Below are 18,650 nucleotides of genomic sequence, written 5' to 3' on the forward strand. Positions count from 1 at the left end.
GCGACAGTGACTGCGAGATAGAAAGTGAGCGACTACGATGGGATTTACATTTCAAATCAATAATGATATCCATTTTAAGCACGATAAACAATTGTTGGCAAAGGCTGCTAGTTATCGACCAAAGCTTAAGCATCAAACGATTAACGCAAAGTCAATTGTTGAACTTGAAAAAAACACTGATTTGCTGGAAGACTGCGGTGTTAAAAAAGTTGCTGACATTAATGAATTGGCTAACAGAAAGTTAAAACGGAACGATAAAGTTATTTTAGATTTTGGCGATCATTGCGTGGGCAATTTCAGCTTGAAGGTTAAATCAGTCGGTTCTCCAATGGACGCACCCTTGTTTTTTAAATTAAAGTTTGCGGAAATGCCTGCTGAGTTAGCAAGCAAGAGCGAGGATTATGACGGATGGCTGAGCAAGTCTTGGATCCAAGAGGAGTATCTCCATCTGGACACCTTACCAGCTCAGTTAGAACTGCCACGGCGTTATAGCTTTCGTTATGTTGAAATTACCGTGTTAGACACGTCGCCAAAGTGGCAAGTTGTTTTCGAACAACCCACAGTTGTGACCCAAAGTGCAGTGACGGCTGATGCTGTTACAAAACCGAGATTAGCAGATCCTGAATTAAACCGCATTTATCAAGTCGGGGTCAAAACCCTGGAAGATTGTATGCAGGACGTCTTTGAGGATGGTCCAAAAAGGGATCGCCGCTTATGGATCGGTGATCTGCGTTTGCAAGCATTAGCCGATTATGCCACCTTTAAAAACACTGATTTGGTTAAACGCTGTTTATATCTTTTCGGTGCTATGCCAACTGAGGATGGCCGGATTCCAGCCAATGTTTTTACTCAGCCAACAGAAACGCCAGACGATACCTTTTTGCTGGACTACAGCTTATTCTTTATTTCGATTTTAGCCGACTATGAGGAATTTAATACGGATCAAATGGTCCTAAATGATTTGTATCCGATTGCTAAAAAGCAGATGGATGTTGCGTTAAAACTGGTGAATGAGCAAGGGGAGCTGCAAATTACCGATGATTATCCTGTATTCATTGATTGGTCCAATGATTTTGATAAAACAACTGCTGGTCAAGGAATCTTAATCTACACACTTAAACAGTTCATTTCCTTAGCTAAGCAGATGCATGATAGCGATGCAGACAGATATATTTCCAAATTAACGTTGATTAGTGAATTTGCGACCAAACAGTTATTTGATTCAAAGTCACAGTTATTTGTTTCTGGGAGTAACCGGGAGTTAAACGTTGCCAGCCAAGTTTGGATGGCACTCGCTCACGTTTTGGATGACCAGTCAACTAAGCAATTAATGGTGCAAACAGTCAAACAACTATTTCCGATTAAAGGAATTGCGACTCCGTATATGTATCACCATGTGACGCAGGCCTTGTTTGAAGCTGGCATGCAAAAGGAAGCCATTCGGCTGATGAAGGGGTACTGGGGCAAAATGATTCAGCTTGGAGCCGATACCTATTGGGAGGCCTTTGATCCGGATAAACCTGATTATTCACCTTATGGGAGTGCCATTCTGAATAGTTATTGCCATGCCTGGAGCTGTACACCAGTTTACCTCATTGATAAATACCTGTTACGGGAAGGTGTAAGTTATGACAACTGAGAAAGTTAAATTAACCCGTGACAATGTCATGTTGATCGTCGTTGCCGGGTTAGCCTCGTATATGGATGCAGCCCTTTTAGTCAGTCTTGGCGTTGCTTTACCTATTTGGGCAAAGTATCTGTGGTTAAACAGTTGGTTAGTCGGGTTAATAAGCACGTTGTTAACCGTATCAGTAGCAGTCGGTTCTTTTATCGGTGGCTGGCTTGCTGACAAATTTGGTCGGGTGACAGTGTTTAACGCCGATATTTTGTTCGTGGCTATCGGTTCGTTTATCATCGCGTTGTCACAAGATGTAACCGTTTTATTTATTGGTGTCATTATCGCTGGATTGGCATCTGGCGCTGATTTGCCAACGTCTTTGGCGGTGATCTCTGAACGGATGTCGAAAAAAGTATACGGTCGGGCAATCTCTTCAACACAAATTTTCTGGACGGTCGGTATTCTGCTCTCACAGCTTATTGGCTTTTTGACGGCAAATAGTGGGATGGGCAGTCCCGCCGCACTATTTGGTTGGATTGGAGCCGTTGCACTGCTTAACTGGTGTGTTCGTGTCTTTTCAAAGAAATTTAAAACGATCGAAACAACGCTTGCGGTTGAAGAAAGTGCTGAATTAGATGTTCAACCTCAAACGAAGACGTACAAAATAAGTGATTTATTGAAGCATCGAAACATTTTGCTTTCAATCTTGCTGCTGACAGTCTTCTATCTTTTTTGGAATCTGCCAGCAAACACTTGGGGGTCGTTCGTGAACTACTTCCTAGTAACTGTGGATAATCGCAGTCAGGCATTCTCCACAATCATTGCTTTGATTGCTAACATCGCCTGCTTATTCTCGACTTTCTTTTACTTCAAAGTTTCAGATACCAAGTATCGTTACCCAGTGATGTACGGTGGCCTATTAGTGGGGTTAATTGCCTTTGTCACTGCCGGAACATTCAGCAATTATTGGCAGGCATTCACGATTGCGTACATTTGCTATTCAGCTAGCAACATTCTGTGGGGCGAGGCACTTTATAAGATTTGGACACAAACCTTTTATCCCGTTGATGCAAGAGCTTCATTAACCGGGTTTTCGTACGGGATCGTTCGAGCGTTAACAGCGGTATTTTCTTTGGTCACCCCAACGTTAATGGCGTTCTCACCCAAGCTATTACTTTCGATCATGGCCGGATGTACCTTAGTTTCAGGAATTTGTGCCCTCATCATTGTCAAACATGTTAGTAAGTTTAAAATGACGGCCGCTGCTTTAGAAAAAGAATAAAGAACTTAAGTCAGGCTGAGTGTCTGGCTTATTTAAAAGGGAGATAATACACATGCGAACTAAAAATTCGGTTTGGTTATGGTATCCCGGTGACTTCGAAATTCACCAAGGAATGCTTCAAAACTTTAGGCGTGAAGAACGCGGGATGGGTTGGCCAGCTTATTGGTACATTGACGACTGCAATCGCAACGTTAAGTTTATGCGGACTTATCAGCTAAAAGAGAGTACTCAGTTTACTGTTCACGCCAAAGGAACGGGTTACGTTGCCATCAACGAACGAAAGTATCGTTTAGGTGATAAGCTCACGTGTGAACCGGGAGAAAATCAGATTGAAATTCATGTTGGTAATATCAGCGGCCTGCCGAGTATTTATATTGAAGGTTCAGTCATTAAGTCAGATAGCGGTTGGATTGCATCTAATTTTGTTAACGACGCGCCCGCGGGTCATGATCCACTATTTACACAGCCGTATCAAGATCCTAATGTAATTGATTATCAAACTAAAATGGTTGTTCCAGTTTCGCGTCAGGCAGTTGACGGTGGCGTCTTATTTGATTTTGGCCGGGCAGTCAATGGAACTTTGACGGTTACTTTGGCTGGGCCGCGTTCAGTCACACTGTGCTATGGTGAATCCGAAACGGAAGCACGGGACGTTGAACGCTGCTATTACAAACAAGAAAGTGTAAACAGTACAACACCAATTCGTAAACGTGCTTTCCGGTATGTATTTGTACCCAACGTCGAACTGGGCAATGTTGATTTAACTGCTATTCATGAATTTGTTCCGAAAACTAACCCTTCCTCGTTTAAATCGGATAACAAATTAATTAACCAAATCTGGGATGTTTCAACAGAAACCCTCAATCTATGCAGTGACGTCTTCTTCATAGATGGCATCAAACGTGATCGCTGGATTTGGGCAGGTGACGCCTACCAAGCCAACTTTATTAACCAATACTCTTTCTTTAACGAAGATATTGATAAGAGAACCCTTTTAGCCTTACGCGGCCAAGAGGATATTAAGCAGCATATGAATACCATTGTTGATTACTCTATGTTGTGGGTAATCGGCATCTTGAATCATTATCAAATGACGGGTGATAAAGACTTCTTGGAAATGATTTATCCTAAAATGGAAAGTATGGTGCAATACTTCATCAAGCAAACCAACGATAAAGGCTTTATTTATGGTCGCAAGAATGACTGGATCTTCGTTGACTGGTCTAAGATGGATAAGGATGGCACCGTTGCAGCAGAGCAAATTTTGCTGCTGGAAGACTATAAAACTATGTTAGCTTGCGGTAAAGTTCTTGGTAAGGAAGTCGATACTTATCAAAAGAAGTATGATCAACTCTATAGCAATTTGATGACGTATTTCTGGGATGATGAAAAAGGCGCTTTTATCGATTGTTATGAATCAGGTAAGCGTCACGTTACCCGGCATGCTAATATCTTTGCAATCCTGTTTGATATGGTGGATGAAGATAAACAGCAGTCTATTTTAAACAATGTTTTGCTGAATGACGATATTACCCAGATTACGACGCCTTACTTTAAGTTCTTTGAACAGGATGCGCTATGTAAACTTGGTGAGCAAAAACGGGTCTATCAAGTATTGCTAAACTATTGGGGCGGCATGTTAGACCGCGGTGCCGTGACATTTTGGGAGGAGTTTGATCCCAGCCAGCACGGTAAAGAGATGTATGCAATGTATGGCGATCCATATGGTAAGAGTTTGTGCCACGCTTGGGGTGCTAGTCCAATTTACTTATTAGGCCGCCATTTCATTGGTTTACGTCCAACTGAACCAGGCTATAAGACCTTCAAGCTGACACCAGTCTTGGATGAATTTAAAAAATTGCACACGGTGATGCCAATAAAAAATGGCACTGTAACCGTTGATAAGACAAATGAACAGTTAACAATTACCGCATCACGTGCCGGTGGCAGTGTCGATTATAAGGGCCAGACTTATGAACTCAAGGCTAATCAGCCAACGGTTATTGCTTAACGTCTTCAAGAAAATGAATTCATGTGGCACGCCTTTTGAATGCTACTGGCTGTCTAATTGCAAATAGGTGCTGACGATATGCTTTAATCACACAGCGCAAAAAGGGGACTGGACAATTGTCCGGTCCCCTTTTGTGTTACTCATGCGTTGAGTGTTTCCATAAAACTGCTCAGCTTATCCAAGCCGTTTTGCAGTTCCTGACTTTCAAAAGCGTAGCCGATCCGCAGCGCGTGTTCCACGTCGAATTCAGCACCTGGCACTAAGAGTACGCCAGTTTGTTTAAATAATTGGTCACAGAACGGTTCGCTAGGCAGGTCAAAGTCGTAATGCAGCAGGGCAGTGGTGCCCGCTTGCGGTTTAACCCAACTGATATGGTCTTGTGAATCGACCCAGTCACTTAAAATGGCTAAATTTTTCCGCACGATGCCGCGGTTTCGTTTGATTAAATCATCCTTATGGTCAAGGGCGACTTCGGCGACCATTTCATCCAGTACACCACAGCTGATGGTGTTGTAATCACGGTGTGACAAAATTGTTTGCATGAAGGCTTCGTCGTGAGTAGCGACCCATCCCAGCCGTAAACCGGCCAGTGAGAAGACCTTAGACATACTGCTGGTGGAGATTCCCTTGTCATACAGGTCAATGATGGAAGGTGAATAGTCATCGGCTTGCGTCAAGTGACGGTAGACTTCATCACAGAGGATGTAAGCGTCCACTGATTTGGCTACGTTAATGATCCGTTGCAAGTGCTCTTGCGGCATCAATGAACCTGATGGGTTGTCGGGGTTATTCAGTACGATCAATTTAGTCTTGTCGTTGACCAGCGCCTTTAACTGGTCAATATCAGGCAAGTAGTCGTTTTCTGGTTTCAGGGCTAATAAGCGCACGGTCGCACCGATTGCTTCCGGAATGGATTGCAGCTGCTGGTAAGTGGGGGTGACGACTATCACTTCATCGCCGGGTTCAACTAAAGTGGTTAATACCAGACTATTAGCGCCAATGGCCCCGTGGGTGGTAACCACGTTTTTGGGAGCTAAATTTTGGTAGAGTTGAGTGATGCCTGCCCGTAATTTAGGGGCACCCACGATGTCGCCGTAGGTCAGCCGCGTATGCAGCATTTTTTCGGTAAAGACTTTTTCGTCAGTTTGGGTTAAGGCCAATAAAGCATGCAGTGATAAGGGTGAGACACAGGTTTCACCTAAATTATAGGTCGCGGTGGTTTCGTAATCGTTCATCCATTGTTCGACGCCAAAGGTTTTCATTTTCATAATTCATTCCTCCTATAAGGTGATGGTTTGACCAAGATTTAATTTAGCGGCATTTTCCAGCGCCAGGTTTGCTGAGGCGATATCTTGCAGGGCAATTCCCGTGCTGTCAAACAGGGTAACCGATTTAGCATCCCACTGATTATCGTTGGTTTTTGCGAGTAATTCGCCAATTTCTGGTAACTGGTCAGCAGTGGTGATGCCGGCTTTAACGGCCGTTTGGGCTTCACCCACTTCAGCCGCCTGGGTCCGGTCATCGACGTACACGTTTGCCGAACGCAATAACTGTTCATCGACTTCTTGCTTACCGGCCATATCAGCACCCATGGTATTGATGTGGGTGCCAGGCCTGACCCAGTCAGCGTTGATCATGGCTTTGGTAGACGGCGTCGCGGTAACAATTACGTCAGCCTGTTGAGTGGCTGCTTCAAGGTTATCACTGGCCGATACTGCTAGCTGATTGAGTTGAGCAGCAAGCCGTTGGTGATCGTCGCTGTTTTGATCAATTGCCGGCAGAAACTGCGTGGTCAGCTGCTCAACAAGGGTTTGAGCTAAATCGGTGGCGTGCGCCAGTGAAGTCACGTTGACGATGGTGACGGTTTTTAACTTTGGCAAGACCGTTAATTCCGCCATGACTTGGAAAATCGCCTGTGAGCCCGAGCCTACCAGCAACAAGTTGGTAGCATTCGGATTAGCCAAAATTTTCGCGGCCACGGCACCGGCAGCACCCGTCCGGTAACCGGTCAGAGCAGCCGCGTTGACGATACCCTTTGGTAAGCCGGTCTGATCATCATACAGGTTTACCGTACCGTTTAGTTCTGGCAATTGTTTGGCATCATTACCAGCGAACCAAGACAGTAATTTCATACCATAAACACCCTGTGATTTGAGGTAGCCGGAGCGAATATCCATATCAGCCTGATCAGAAATGAATTCGTGGTAGATCATCGGCCAAATGGTACCCTCACCGGTTGCCTTTTCACGGTAGGCATCTTCAACCACCTTAACGACACTTGGAAAATCTAATACTTGCTGTAAATCAGCTGCGGTTAATACGCGCATGCAAAAACCTCCTCAGAATTGTTTAAAGAAAAAGGTATCCATCATTCAACCCTTGTAACGCTTTACGGCGCCGTACCTACGGGTAGAATAATGAATACCTTCATTCTTATAGTCTGGTATATCCGGTGACATACCGACCAAGTTTGTTTAATTGCAATGAGTCTAGCACGGCCTAATTTGAAAGTCAATTTTAATTTTGAGACGGTCCGTCAGTAAAGCGGTGTCGGGTGCTGCTAGTTGCTAGTAAAATGAGACTATCTACGCTAAACTATTGTCAGTAAAAGTTATCGGGGGGAATTCACATGACAGAACCAATTTTTGATGTTCAAGAATTAGGGTATCAAAGCGGGGGGCAGCAAATTTTACAGGATATTACCCTGCAAATTGAAAGGGGTGCCAATCTAACGATTGCTGGGCCTTCCGGTTCCGGTAAAAGTACCTTTTTAAGAATCTTGGCAACGTTGCTGACACCGACGGCTGGGACCGTGAAGTTTGCTGGCAAAAAGCAGTCGGCTTATCCCAAACCGGTTTACCGTCAGCAGGTCTCGTATTGCTTCCAGCAGCCGACCCTGTTCGGTGAAACGGTACGGGATAACCTGGCGTTTCCGTTTGAAATTCGTGAAAAAACATTTGATGAGCAAAAGGCATTAGCGGCCTTAGATTCCGTAGAGTTAACAGCGAAAATGCTGGATCAGCCCATTATTGAACTATCTGGCGGCGAAAAGCAGCGGGTCGCACTGGTGAGAAATTTGCTGTTTAAGCCGCAGGTATTACTCCTGGATGAAATTTCAGCTGGACTCGACGTCGATACTAAGGGCGTGGTCCACCGGTTGATTCAGGCTTATCGGGAAAGCGGGGTAACCGTTTTGTCCGTTACCCATGATGAAACGGAAATTGCGGCTGCGGATGACCTGTTAAGAATTCGCGACGGAAAGATCGAGGTGCCCGCACATGAATAATTTAATCGTCAGTCCAACTGCTTTGGCTTTCGCTGTTGTGCTAGTCGTGATTGCTTTAGCCATCAATTTAAAAGAGAAGATCGGTCTGGAACGTGACATGATCGTCGGTGTGATTCGGGCAGTCATCCAGCTGACGGTGGTTGGCTACGTGCTGACTTACGTTATCAGGATCGACCGGATCTGGTTAACCGGATTAATGGTCGCAATTATTATTTTTAACGCAGCGATTAACGCTAATAAGCGTGCTGAGGGTATTCCCCACGCATTTTGGATCAGCTTGCTAGCAATTGCGACTGCTACTTTGCTGACGATCGCACTGCTAGTATTGGCACGAGCGGTCCGCTTTACCCCGAGTCAAATCGTACCGATCTCCGGGATGATCGCCAGCAACGCCATGGTGGCCATCGGTTTGGCTTACCGCAGTATGAACACGAGTTTTCATGATCAGCGTCAGGGCGTTTTGGAACGGCTGGCACTAGGAGCTAATCTAAAACAGGCTTCCAAGCACATTGTTCAAATGGCGATTCGCACCGGTATGGCGCCAACCATTGATTCCGCTAAGACGGTGGGGATCGTCAGTCTGCCAGGGATGATGTCCGGTTTGATTTTCGCGGGTGTTGACCCCACCAAAGCCATCATGTATCAGATCATGGTGACTTTTATGATATTAGCGGCAACGAGTATTGGCAGCGTGATCGCTTGTTATCTCGCTTATTCGCAGTATTATAATAGCGATATGCAGTTGAGATAGGAAGGGGTATCTTATGAGAATAAACGTTTTACAGCACACACCTAGTGAGGGGCCGGGCAGTATTGCCGACTGGGCGTCAGCTCACGGCCATGAACTCTATATTTATCACCCCTATCAGTTTAACGGGGTGTTGCCGACCGCGGCCGAGACGGATCTACTAGTGATTTTAGGCGGGCCGATGAGTCCCAATGACGACCTGGACTGGATTGAAAATGAACGGCAGCTGATCAAACAGTTATTAGCACAGCACAAACCGATTTTCGGCGCCTGCTACGGTGCGCAGCAGATTGCTAAGACGCTGGGGTATGGTGTTTTAAAAGCACCGCATAAGGAAGTGGGCTGGGCGCCGGTTTACCGGCAAGCAACGGTGGTACCCGGACTACCCGAACAGCTCACCGCGCTGCACTGGCACGAAGAAATGTTCGAAGTTCCGCGTGAATCTCAGTTGTTATTTACTAGTGATTTAGTTCATAACCAGGGGTTTGTCCTGGGGGATAACGTGATTGGCCTGCAATTTCATTTGGAACCTAAAGCACTTAATGTGCGCACCATGGTGGTCAACGATGGCCAGTATGCCATGGCTCATAACGACCTGCACCAGACGCCCGAAACGATTTTAAAGACGGCGGTGCCGGTTGCAAATAGAGCGGCCATTGATGCGATTTTTGATTTTTTAACAAATGCCCATTAGTAAAAAGCCGTTTGAGGCTTGTCTCAAACGGTTTTTTACTGCCAAGCGGAATGGACTTTGTGATATCATAATCCCTATGAATATCAGCGGGGGATGATACTATTATTGAGCTTTTCGAAAAAGCCCCGATACCGAAAGCCTACTTTACATTAGCTTTGCCGGTGGTTCTTGGTACGGTGGTTTCAATGATTTACAACTTAACGGATACGTTTTTTATTGCACAGACGCAAAATACGAATTTAGTTGCTGGTATTACGCTGTGTACGCCGCTGTTTTCCATGATGATCGCGCTAGGCGATATCTTTGGGTTAGGCGGCAGTTCAGTGATTTCACGATTATTAGGCCAAAGAAAGTTTGCTTTAGCGGGCCGTATCAACAGCTTCTGTTTTTACAGTGCATGCTTACTTGCTGTGGTGGTGACGATCGCACTGTTTGTTTTTAAAAGCCAGGCGTTGTCGCTACTGGGTGCAAATACCAGTACGTATCGCTATGCGGTGATTTACTATGAAATTATGGCGGCGTCCAGCGTCTTGATCATCACGTCTTTGGTGCCGATCAACACGTTGCGAACTGAAGGTTTGGCGAAACAATCCATGATTGGTTCGGCCTCAGGGACGGTACTGAAGATCTTTTTAGACCCGCTGTTTATTTTTGGCTTTCACCTGGGCGCGGCAGGGGCTGCGTTAGCAACCATGGTCGGCTACATCGTAACGGATGTGATTTTAATTGGCTATACCGTCAGACGGGCCCGGTATCTGCAAATCCATTTTCACCAGAAAAAGATTCCAGCAGCGGGGATCAGGGACGTCTTAATGATTGGCTTGCCCGCTTCGGTCACTAACCTGATGACCATGTTGGGAACCGCCCTCATGAATAATTTCTTGATTGTTTACGGGGCTGGTAAAGTTGCTGGTTTTGGGATCGCCATTAAGGTTGAGACCATTGTGATCATGGTGCTGGTGGGCTTTTGTTTTGGCTCTCAAGCACTGATTGGCTATAACTATGGTGCTAAAAATAAGGAACGGCTAAAGAAAATCATTCAATTTGACCTACTAGTGAACGTTGGCTTTGCTTTTTTGATTGCGCTGGGGCTGATGGTAGTCGCACCGGGGTTGTGCGGCTTATTCATGAAAAATCACGGCGTGGTTCAAGCGGCCAGTTACATGTTACGCTGGTTTTTGATCACGACGCCCTTTATTGGGGCGGCAATGGTGTTTACCACGATTTTTCAGTCGGTTAATCAGCCCCTGGAAGCCTTCGTGATGTCAGTTTCCCGGCAGGGGGTTGTTTTTGCGGTGGTGATTTTTATCATGGCAGCACTCATGGGGTATCAGGGCGTGATCGTTGCGCAGCCCATTGCTGATATCATTACGGCGCTGATCGGGTTAGGCCTGTACCACTATGAATTTGGTCCAAATGGCAAAGTGGTTGCACACTGGTAAATTAATTGAGCACCTTAAAAAGCTGCTGAACGGTTGAGACTCAACTGATCGGCAGCTTTTTTGGTAGCGTGAAAATAATGAGTGAGTTTCATTTGAAAAATTATCATGTGATAAAATAACAATCTTAAAATATTCTTAGAGAACTGTAACAAAAAAATCTGTACAAACACTTTAATTTTGGGATAAAAAGAGCTATAACAGACTTGTAAGCAAATGAGAAGTAATTCACAAGCAATCCTTAACGGTGAAAGATGTCATAACGCTTTAATTATAGTTGCATGATTTAAGGGTGATTTGTTAATTGCTTTTCATCTCAACTTTCATCAATTTATTTTGTTTAATTTTTAAATTAATCATTTGGAGATGATGGAGTTATGCGTATTAAAGCAGCAGTTGTTGATAAAAAAGGTGCTTCATTTGAAATGCGTGACGATGTTGAATTAGCACCAATGCAAGCAGATGACTTGCAGATCCATATGGTGGCTTCAGGGATTTGTCATTCTGATGAAGCGCTTCGTAAAGGTGACGCCGAAATTGGTTACCCAATTGTCCTTGGTCATGAAGGCTCAGGCATCGTCGAAAAGGTCGGCCCCGAAGTTAAAAACTTCAAGGTTGGCGACCACGTTGTTCTTTCCTTTTATGGTTGCGGCAATTGTGTGAACTGCTTGAGAGGTGTTCCGACACAGTGCTTGAACTACGCTGCAAATAACCTGTCAGGTGTTCGTCCAGATGGCAGTGCCCACTTTACTGAAAATGGTAAGGACGTCGCTGATATGTTTGACCAATCATCATTTACTACGACTACCATTGTTCGTGAACGCAACGCTGTTAAGGTCGATAAGAGTCTTGATTTACGTAAATTAGGACCTTTGGGCTGCGGCTACGTTACAGGCAGTGGGACCGTCTTCAACACGTTGAAGCCTCGTCCAGGTCAAACCATCGCCGTCTTCGGTACTGGTGCCGTTGGCTTAGCAGCGATGATGGCTGGTAAGATTTCCGGCTGCACGACCGTTATTGCCGTTGATGTCGTTGATTCACGGCTAAAGCTTGCTAAGGAATTGGGCGCTACCGACGTCATCAACAGTAAGAGTGAAAACGCCGTTGAAAAGATCAAGTCATTAACTGATGGTCATGGTGTTGACTGGGCTGTTGATACGACCGGTGTTAAGTCCGTTATGGAAGATTCCATCCAAGCCTTAGCACAAGGCGGCACTTCAGCTTGCATCGCCGTTACCCCTAACCACGTTGACCTGGATACTTGGAACGACCTTTGCACCAGTGATCGTAAAGTGATCGGTGTTAACATGGGCGACGCGGTTCCGCAGATCGATGTACCGCGTTTGATCAAGTTCTACAAGCAAGGCATGTTCGACTTTGATAAGACCGAAAAGTTCTACAAGTTCGATCAAATCAACGAAGCCAATGCTGATTCAATCAGTGGCAAGACCATCAAGCCAGTTTTGGTTATCGATCCAGACTACGAACCAGGTAAGTAATCCATTTGATTGGAAAGTTTCAAAGACAGTTTCAGATTTGAAAGGAAGCAATCGTCATGTCAGAAACTAAAACAGGTTTAAAGCACTATCAAATGTATATTAATGGTGAGTTTAAGGATTCCAAATCGGGTAAGCTCTTAACCGTTATCAACCCTTCAACTGGTGAAGAGATTTCGACGGTGCCAAGCGCCACCCGTGAAGAAACCCAAGAAGCCATTGATGATGCCTATGAAGCTGAAAAATCATGGAAATTTGTCCCAGCCGCAACACGTGGCCAATACTTGCACGATGTGGCAACTGAGGTTCGTAAGGATGCAGACCATTTGATTGACATGCTGCAAGAAGAACAGGGTAAGATTCGTTCGTTAGCAACGACTGAAATCATGTTTTCTGCAGACTACTTCGATTACATGGCTTCCGCTGCCCGGACTTATGAAGGGGAAATCCTTCAATCCGATAACGCTAACGAAAACATTATGATTCAAAAGCAGCCAATCGGTGTTGCAGCCGGGATCCTCCCATGGAACTTCCCGTTCTTCCTGATTGCGCGTAAAATGGGTCCGGCTTTGGTAACGGGTAACACGATCGTGATGAAGCCAAGTTCAGATACACCAAACTTAGCCCTTGAATTTGCTAAGATCGTCGACAAGGTTGGTATTCCAAACGGGGTCGTTAACTTCGTTACTGGACCAGGTGCGGTTGTCGGTGACGAATTATCAAAGAACAAGAAGGTCGGCATCATTAGTTTGACCGGTTCGGTTGACTCTGGTAAGCGTGTCATGGCTTCAGCTGCTACCCATATGGCTAAGGTCTCATTGGAATTAGGCGGTAAAGCACCTGCCATCGTCATGGATGATGCTGACATTGATCTGGCCGTTCAATCAATTATTGATTCACGTGTCGATAACAATGGCCAACTGTGCAACAACTGTGAACGGATCTACGTTCAAGAAGGGGTTGCCGATGAGTTTATCAAGAAGCTCAGTGACAAGATGTCTGCTATCAAGGTTGCTAACCCGATCACTGACAAAGATTCCGGCATTGGCCCTCTGATTAACCAAGCCGCTTTGGACAAAGTCTCCGGTATGGTTGACCGTGCTGTTAAAGCCGGTGGTAAGATCACCGCTGGCGGGCACAAAGTTCAAATCGAAAATGGTTTCTACTACGAACCAACGGTAATCACCAACGTTAAGCAGGATTCTGAGATTATTCAAGACGAAATCTTCGGCCCAGTTCTGCCGGTTGTTACCTTCAAGACATTGGATGATGCCATTGAAATGGCTAACGACAGTGACTTTGGTTTGACTTCATCGATCTTCACTAAGGACATTGATGTTGCCCAACGCGCTGCTAACGAATTGGAAGATGGCGAAACTTACATCAACCGGTTCAACTTCGAAGCCATGAATGGGTCTCACTCAGGCTGGAAGGAATCCGGTATTGGTGGTGACGATGGCCGTCACGGTATTGATGAATTCTTGAACACTCACGTTATTTACCTGCAGGGTCACCCTGAGAACACGAAAGCATAATTGAATTAAGTTAAATAACGCACAAAAGGCATCTAGGGGTGATTGTCTCTAGATGCCTTTTCTGTTAAGCTATAAGTGGAAGCGATACCATGCTATAACTGGACTAGTCACTTGTCTGATAAAGTTGCAGGTACGGCATAAATAGTAGTTTAATTTCGGCGCGAGACAAGTGCTTTCAATCACGAACTTCTGTTGGGCAGGGTTAGTGACGGGTTGAAATTAAATTTTTAGGGAACGCTTCAAATATGAAGTGGAGGTAATTTTGATGAGTATTGTGGTTTCTGCTCTAAAAGAAGAACAACCCCATGAAAAACGGGTTGCCATTGATCCAGACGTCACGAAACGGCTGATTAAAGCCGGCATGAAAGTGCTGATCGAGAAGGGTGCTGGCGTTGCTTCTTACTACAACGACGACAGTTATCAACAAGCCGGCGCGGAAGTGGTGGATCGTAAAACGGCACTGTCTCAAGCTAATATAGTTGCAGTCATTAACTTGCCCAGCGATGAGACACTGAACGCATTGAAGCCCGGTCAAGTGATTTTAGGGTTACTGAGTTCACTGATCAAGCCAGAAAAGATGCAGCAGTTGGCGGATAAGAAAGTCACTGCGTTATCGTTTGAGCTGCTGCCAAGAACGATCAGTCGGGCCCAAACAATGGATGTGCTGAGTTCTCAATCCAGTGTGGCCGGGTATAAAGCTGCCTTGGTCGCCAGTGATGCCTATTCTAAGTATTTCCCAATGATGATCACTGCCGCTGGTACCGTTAAGCCAGCTAAAGTGTTAGTGCTTGGGACCGGGGTTGCCGGTTTGCAAGCTATTGGGACTGCCAAGCGTCTCGGTGCCATTATTTCCGGTTACGATGTTCGGCCAGCTTCTAAGGGTGAAGTTGAATCCCTGGGTGCCAACTTCTTGACCAGTTCGGTTTCCAACGGTGCTGGTTCTGGTGGTTATGCTCGGGCATTGACGCCTGAAGAAACGGCCGCTCAGCAAAAAGAACTGGCAGGCTTCATCGCTGATAACGATGTGATTATCACCACTGCCCAAGTTCCAGGTCATAAGCCGCCTTTGATGGTTACTCAAGAAAGCGTTGATAACGCTAAGCCTGGGACTGTCTTTGTTGACTTAGCCGCTAGTGACCTTGGCGGCAACATTGCCGGCAGTAAGCCGGATGAAACGGTCACAACGCCCAATCAAGCCACCATTATCGGCGGTAATAATTTTGCGAGTGAGCTTTCTAACTCAGCTTCACAGCTATTTGCCAAAAACGTTCAGTCCGTCATCAATGCCATGGTTGACAAAGATGGTAATCTAGCCATTGATCCTAAAGATGATGTCTTTAGTGGACTGACAGCTACGACGAATGGTGAAATTATTAATGCACGTTTACGTGATGCCCTAAAGCTTGATCCATTGCCAAAGGATGAACCGGCAAAGGACGAAAGCGACGAAAAAGCTGATCAATCAGCTAAGTCGAAGGGAGCTGAGTAGAATGAGTCAGGAATTATATACGAATCTTGCTATTTTTGTATTAAGTTTATTAGTTGGTTTTGAAGTTATTAGTAAAATTCCCGCAACCTTGCATACACCAATGATGTCTGGTGCCAACGCTATTCACGGTGTGGTTGTTGTTGGTGCGATTTTGGTTGCTTTGGAAGCAAATACGGTAACCTTTTACGTCATCGCCTTTATTGCAGCCTTTCTTGGCGCTATCAACGTTTCCGGTGGTTACGTGGTCACTGACCGGATGCTTGAAATGTTCTCGAAGCCTAAGGACAAGGGTAACAAAGGAGGCGACAAGTAATGTCAGGATTAATGACGCTTGTTTCTCTGTGTTATTTAATTAGTGCGATCTGCTACGTTATCGGGTTGCACATGATGCGGACACCAAAAACTGCCCGTAATGGTAACCGGTTATCATTTGTCGGTATGATCATTGCCGTTGTCATGACTTTCTTGATCGTTTTGAAAAAGAATGATACGACAATGTCAGCATGGCTCGTCTTGCTGGTTGCCCTGATCCTTGGGGTCGGCTACGGTGTTTACAGAGCCCGGACCGTTAAAATGACTGATATGCCGCAACTGGTTAGTCTATTTAACGCCGTTGGTGGCGGTGCCGCTGCCGCAATCGGGACCTTTGATTATTTGAGCAAGCAAAACGGTGTTTCTTTACCGGTTGCCTTCTCACTGCCCGTTATTTTGGACTTGATCATTGGTAGTGTGACCTTCTCAGGTTCACTGATTGCGACTGGTAAATTAGCCGGTAAAGTTTCTGGTAAGCCGATTACTTTCCCAGGGGCTAAACTGTTAAACGGTATCGTTGTCATTATTATCTTAGCTGCAATCGTCTTGACGGTTGGTTTTCCAACAAACGTTTGGACCCTTGTGACCGCTATCGTTGCCAGCTTGATCTTTGGTATTTTAATGACCATCCCTATTGGCGGTGCCGATATGCCCGTTGTGGTTTCACTGTTAAACGCCTTTACTGGTTTAGCGGTTGCTATGGCCGGTTTCGTTATCGATAACCAAGTCTTGATCATTGCCGGTGCCTTGGTTGGTGCTGCTGGTACCATTTTGACCTTGCAAATGGCTGCTGCTATGAACCGTTCTGTGGCTAACATCATTGCCGGTGGTTTCGGTACTGGTGATAGCGGCGGTGCTAGTGCTGCTGACGATGTTCCCGTTAACGTTAAGGAAACTTCTGCTGACGATATTGGGGTTCAACTGGCCTACGCTAAGAACGTCATGATCGTTCCTGGGTATGGTCTTGCTGCTGCCCAAGCACAACACGAAGTGGCCGAATTAGCGAAGTTGCTGACTGACAATGGGATCAACGTTAACTATGCTATTCACCCAGTTGCCGGACGGATGCCTGGTCATATGAACGTGCTGTTGGCTGAAGTCAACGTACCATATGATCAAATGAAACAGCTTGAAGACGCTAACTCCATGTTCGAAAACACGGATGTTTCCTTAGTTATCGGTGCTAACGATGTTACCAACCCAGCTGCCCGTGAGCCAAATACGGCTATCTCAGGGATGCCTATCCTGGACGTTGATAAATCGAAGTCGATCGTTGTTATTAAGCGTTCTATGAGTACAGGTTATGCTGGTATTCAAAACGCCTTATTCTCCAACGATAAGACCAGCATGTTCTTCTCAGATGCTAAGAAGGGTCTGCAAGAAATCATTGCTTCTACCAAGGAATATTTGGATCAATAAAGTGTTAGGTTTCAGTTTCAACTGAAAGCAGTCTGATTGCCACCTAGTATTGGTGTGCGGTCAGACTGTTTTTTGATCAGTAATCAAAAGCAGTCAGACGACAAAATAACGTGAATCAGTCATACAAAAGTGTATAATAACGGTAAAATACGCCGAAAGGAATGAACAGCGATGAACGGGCAAAGTAGGGTGGAACGACACGCGAGTTCCCCTAAAAAATATTTTCCGTTAATAATGATTCTGGTTGCCGTCATTGCCATTTTTCTTGGCGTTGGCTTTTTGAAAGCACCCGTGCATGCTGATCCGCCCAAGGCTAAGGTCAGCAGCCAGCAAACAGCGGTGAAGCAACAGCTGCAGAAGTACGTTGATTCAGTGAGTAAGGATGGCAGCGTCAGCGTTTCGTTTTATAATCTCGGTGCCAAGTCGACAACTTCAGCTGGTTCAAGCAATACAGCTGATTTTTACAAGGCTGGCCGGCTAGCAGTGTCTAGCCGTAACGCGCACAAGGCCTATACGTCGGCTAGTACTTATAAGCTGTTTATCGTGGCTGACATTTTAGCACGGATCGATGCCGGCACTATGGATAAAAGTGTTTTGAGTTCGTCCGGCTTTCGGGAAATGATCTTGCATAGCGAAAATGATTTTGCCGAGAGCTATTTGGATACCACTGGTTTAGTAACCCTGAATAATTTTGTTAAGCAACAGGGGTGGTACCCGCAGCCGTTTATTGCTTACCAGTCTGCGCGCACAACTTCCGCGACGCTGGTTTCCGTTATGCGCAAGCTTGATCAGGGACGCTACCCATTTGATAACGCCGCTAATCGCCGCCAGGTGCTTTCTTTGATGAATCACCAGGTGTACCGGACAGGTATTCCGGCTGGAGCGGCTCAAGCGGCTGCGGGGTCGACCACGGCAGATAAAGTTGGCTGGATCAATTCTGACAATAACGATGCGGGAATTGTGACGCTGCCCAACGGCGAACGGTATGCCATTGCCATTATGACGCACGGCCATGGGCAGTCCGGCTTTAGCGGTTTTTCCAAGATTGCGAGGATCACTAAAAATGTGCAAACCATTGTTTATGGCCAGGCAACCACCAACAAGGTTAAGCAACTGTATCAATGATAAAAAGAGCTGTAATACAACGCAGTCGATTCCCGAATATAACACCGAAAGGGATCATTCCGATAGTTCTTGTCGGGATGACCCCTTTTGGTGTTATTGGGCCGTAATCTAAGTTGAAGCACAGCGTGTTCTGGCAGCATGAAGTATACTGCTTGGCTTTAATGGGGATCAACACGATTCGTTAAGATACGGCTGC

15 protein-coding genes are annotated in these 18,650 nt (G+C 45.6%); 13 read left to right on the forward strand and 2 right to left on the reverse strand.

Annotated elements, in window-relative coordinates:
• Positions 1-37: 37 nt before the first annotated feature.
• From CES81_RS00920 to CES81_RS00930, 3 genes are read left to right on the forward strand one after another with little or no spacing between them, the layout of a single operon-like run.
• Positions 38-1,639, forward strand: coding sequence for an alpha-L-rhamnosidase-related protein (locus tag CES81_RS00920; protein ID WP_089120315.1), 1,602 nt, complete (start codon positions 38-40; stop codon positions 1,637-1,639).
• Positions 1,629-2,900 carry an MFS transporter gene (locus CES81_RS00925; RefSeq protein WP_089120316.1) on the forward strand — a complete coding sequence of 424 codons (1,272 nt, stop codon included), beginning with the start codon at positions 1,629-1,631 and terminating at the stop codon, positions 2,898-2,900. Before CES81_RS00920 ends, CES81_RS00925 begins: the two co-directional genes overlap by 11 nt.
• Before the next feature lie 52 nt (positions 2,901-2,952).
• Complete coding sequence (locus CES81_RS00930; protein ID WP_089120317.1) at positions 2,953-4,911, forward strand: alpha-L-rhamnosidase-related protein; 1,959 nt, start codon at positions 2,953-2,955, stop codon at positions 4,909-4,911.
• 140 nt (positions 4,912-5,051) lie between these two features.
• Here the strand turns inward: CES81_RS00930 and CES81_RS00935 are convergent, their stop codons facing one another.
• Positions 5,052-6,179 carry an aminotransferase gene (locus CES81_RS00935; RefSeq protein ID WP_089120318.1) on the reverse strand — a complete coding sequence of 376 codons (1,128 nt, stop codon included), beginning with the start codon at positions 6,177-6,179 and terminating at the stop codon, positions 5,052-5,054.
• Positions 6,180-6,191: 12 nt separating this feature from the next.
• Positions 6,192-7,238, reverse strand: a complete 1,047-nt coding sequence (locus tag CES81_RS00940; RefSeq protein WP_089120319.1) for an ornithine cyclodeaminase family protein — start codon at positions 7,236-7,238, stop codon at positions 6,192-6,194.
• Positions 7,239-7,540: 302 nt separating this feature from the next.
• Here CES81_RS00940 and CES81_RS00945 point away from each other — a divergent pair, with 302 nt between their 5' ends.
• The 10 genes from CES81_RS00945 to CES81_RS00990 all read left to right on the forward strand — a co-directional run bounded on the left by CES81_RS00945 (position 7,541) and on the right by CES81_RS00990 (position 18,454).
• Positions 7,541-8,197 (forward strand): ABC transporter ATP-binding protein, encoded by a 657-nt coding sequence (locus CES81_RS00945; RefSeq protein ID WP_089120320.1) that lies wholly within the window; start codon positions 7,541-7,543, stop codon positions 8,195-8,197.
• Positions 8,190-8,948: an ABC transporter permease gene (locus CES81_RS00950; RefSeq protein WP_089088879.1), complete on the forward strand. Its 759-nt coding sequence runs from the start codon at positions 8,190-8,192 to the stop codon at positions 8,946-8,948. Before CES81_RS00945 ends, CES81_RS00950 begins: the two co-directional genes overlap by 8 nt.
• A gap of 13 nt (positions 8,949-8,961) precedes the next feature.
• Positions 8,962-9,639, forward strand: coding sequence for a type 1 glutamine amidotransferase (locus tag CES81_RS00955; RefSeq protein ID WP_089120321.1), 678 nt, complete (start codon positions 8,962-8,964; stop codon positions 9,637-9,639).
• A 101-nt stretch (positions 9,640-9,740) separates the two neighbouring features.
• Entirely contained in the window at positions 9,741-11,081 is a 1,341-nt protein-coding gene (locus CES81_RS00960; protein ID WP_089120322.1) for an MATE family efflux transporter, read from the forward strand.
• Positions 11,082-11,455: 374 nt separating this feature from the next.
• The gene (locus CES81_RS00965) at positions 11,456-12,577 is read left to right on the forward strand and encodes an NAD(P)-dependent alcohol dehydrogenase (RefSeq protein WP_089120323.1); all 1,122 of its coding nucleotides are present in this window, start codon (positions 11,456-11,458) and stop codon (positions 12,575-12,577) included.
• A 56-nt stretch (positions 12,578-12,633) separates the two neighbouring features.
• On the forward strand, positions 12,634-14,109 hold the full coding sequence (aldA, locus tag CES81_RS00970) for an aldehyde dehydrogenase (RefSeq protein ID WP_089120324.1): 1,476 nt from the start codon (positions 12,634-12,636) through the stop codon (positions 14,107-14,109).
• Positions 14,110-14,374: 265 nt separating this feature from the next.
• Positions 14,375-15,598, forward strand: coding sequence for an NAD(P) transhydrogenase subunit alpha (locus tag CES81_RS00975; protein ID WP_089088874.1), 1,224 nt, complete (start codon positions 14,375-14,377; stop codon positions 15,596-15,598).
• 1 nt (position 15,599) lies between these two features.
• Positions 15,600-15,911 carry an NAD(P) transhydrogenase subunit alpha part 2 gene (locus CES81_RS00980; protein WP_089088873.1) on the forward strand — a complete coding sequence of 104 codons (312 nt, stop codon included), beginning with the start codon at positions 15,600-15,602 and terminating at the stop codon, positions 15,909-15,911.
• Complete coding sequence (locus CES81_RS00985) at positions 15,911-17,329, forward strand: NAD(P)(+) transhydrogenase (Re/Si-specific) subunit beta (protein WP_089088872.1); 1,419 nt, start codon at positions 15,911-15,913, stop codon at positions 17,327-17,329. Before CES81_RS00980 ends, CES81_RS00985 begins: the two co-directional genes overlap by 1 nt.
• 171 nt (positions 17,330-17,500) lie before the next feature.
• Positions 17,501-18,454 carry a serine hydrolase gene (locus CES81_RS00990; protein WP_089120325.1) on the forward strand — a complete coding sequence of 318 codons (954 nt, stop codon included), beginning with the start codon at positions 17,501-17,503 and terminating at the stop codon, positions 18,452-18,454.
• Positions 18,455-18,650 lie beyond the last annotated feature (196 nt).

The organism is Secundilactobacillus pentosiphilus (assembly GCF_002217985.1).
Lineage (GTDB): Bacteria > Bacillota > Bacilli > Lactobacillales > Lactobacillaceae > Secundilactobacillus > Secundilactobacillus pentosiphilus.

What these genes read in the sequence shown, in the direction of transcription:
- CES81_RS00920 (WP_089120315.1), top strand. Translation starts at nt 38, where the DNA reads ATGGGATTTACATTTCAAATCAATAATGATATCCATTTTAAGCACGAT.
- CES81_RS00925 (WP_089120316.1), top strand. Translation starts at nt 1,629, where the DNA reads ATGACAACTGAGAAAGTTAAATTAACCCGTGACAATGTCATGTTGATC.
- CES81_RS00930 (WP_089120317.1), top strand. Translation starts at nt 2,953, where the DNA reads ATGCGAACTAAAAATTCGGTTTGGTTATGGTATCCCGGTGACTTCGAA.
- CES81_RS00935 (WP_089120318.1), bottom strand. Translation starts at nt 6,179, where the DNA reads ATGAAAATGAAAACCTTTGGCGTCGAACAATGGATGAACGATTACGAA.
- CES81_RS00940 (WP_089120319.1), bottom strand. Translation starts at nt 7,238, where the DNA reads ATGCGCGTATTAACCGCAGCTGATTTACAGCAAGTATTAGATTTTCCA.
- CES81_RS00945 (WP_089120320.1), top strand. Translation starts at nt 7,541, where the DNA reads ATGACAGAACCAATTTTTGATGTTCAAGAATTAGGGTATCAAAGCGGG.
- CES81_RS00950 (WP_089088879.1), top strand. Translation starts at nt 8,190, where the DNA reads ATGAATAATTTAATCGTCAGTCCAACTGCTTTGGCTTTCGCTGTTGTG.
- CES81_RS00955 (WP_089120321.1), top strand. Translation starts at nt 8,962, where the DNA reads ATGAGAATAAACGTTTTACAGCACACACCTAGTGAGGGGCCGGGCAGT.
- CES81_RS00965 (WP_089120323.1), top strand. Translation starts at nt 11,456, where the DNA reads ATGCGTATTAAAGCAGCAGTTGTTGATAAAAAAGGTGCTTCATTTGAA.
- aldA (WP_089120324.1), top strand. Translation starts at nt 12,634, where the DNA reads ATGTCAGAAACTAAAACAGGTTTAAAGCACTATCAAATGTATATTAAT.
- CES81_RS00975 (WP_089088874.1), top strand. Translation starts at nt 14,375, where the DNA reads ATGAGTATTGTGGTTTCTGCTCTAAAAGAAGAACAACCCCATGAAAAA.
- CES81_RS00980 (WP_089088873.1), top strand. Translation starts at nt 15,600, where the DNA reads ATGAGTCAGGAATTATATACGAATCTTGCTATTTTTGTATTAAGTTTA.
- CES81_RS00985 (WP_089088872.1), top strand. Translation starts at nt 15,911, where the DNA reads ATGTCAGGATTAATGACGCTTGTTTCTCTGTGTTATTTAATTAGTGCG.
- CES81_RS00990 (WP_089120325.1), top strand. Translation starts at nt 17,501, where the DNA reads ATGAACGGGCAAAGTAGGGTGGAACGACACGCGAGTTCCCCTAAAAAA.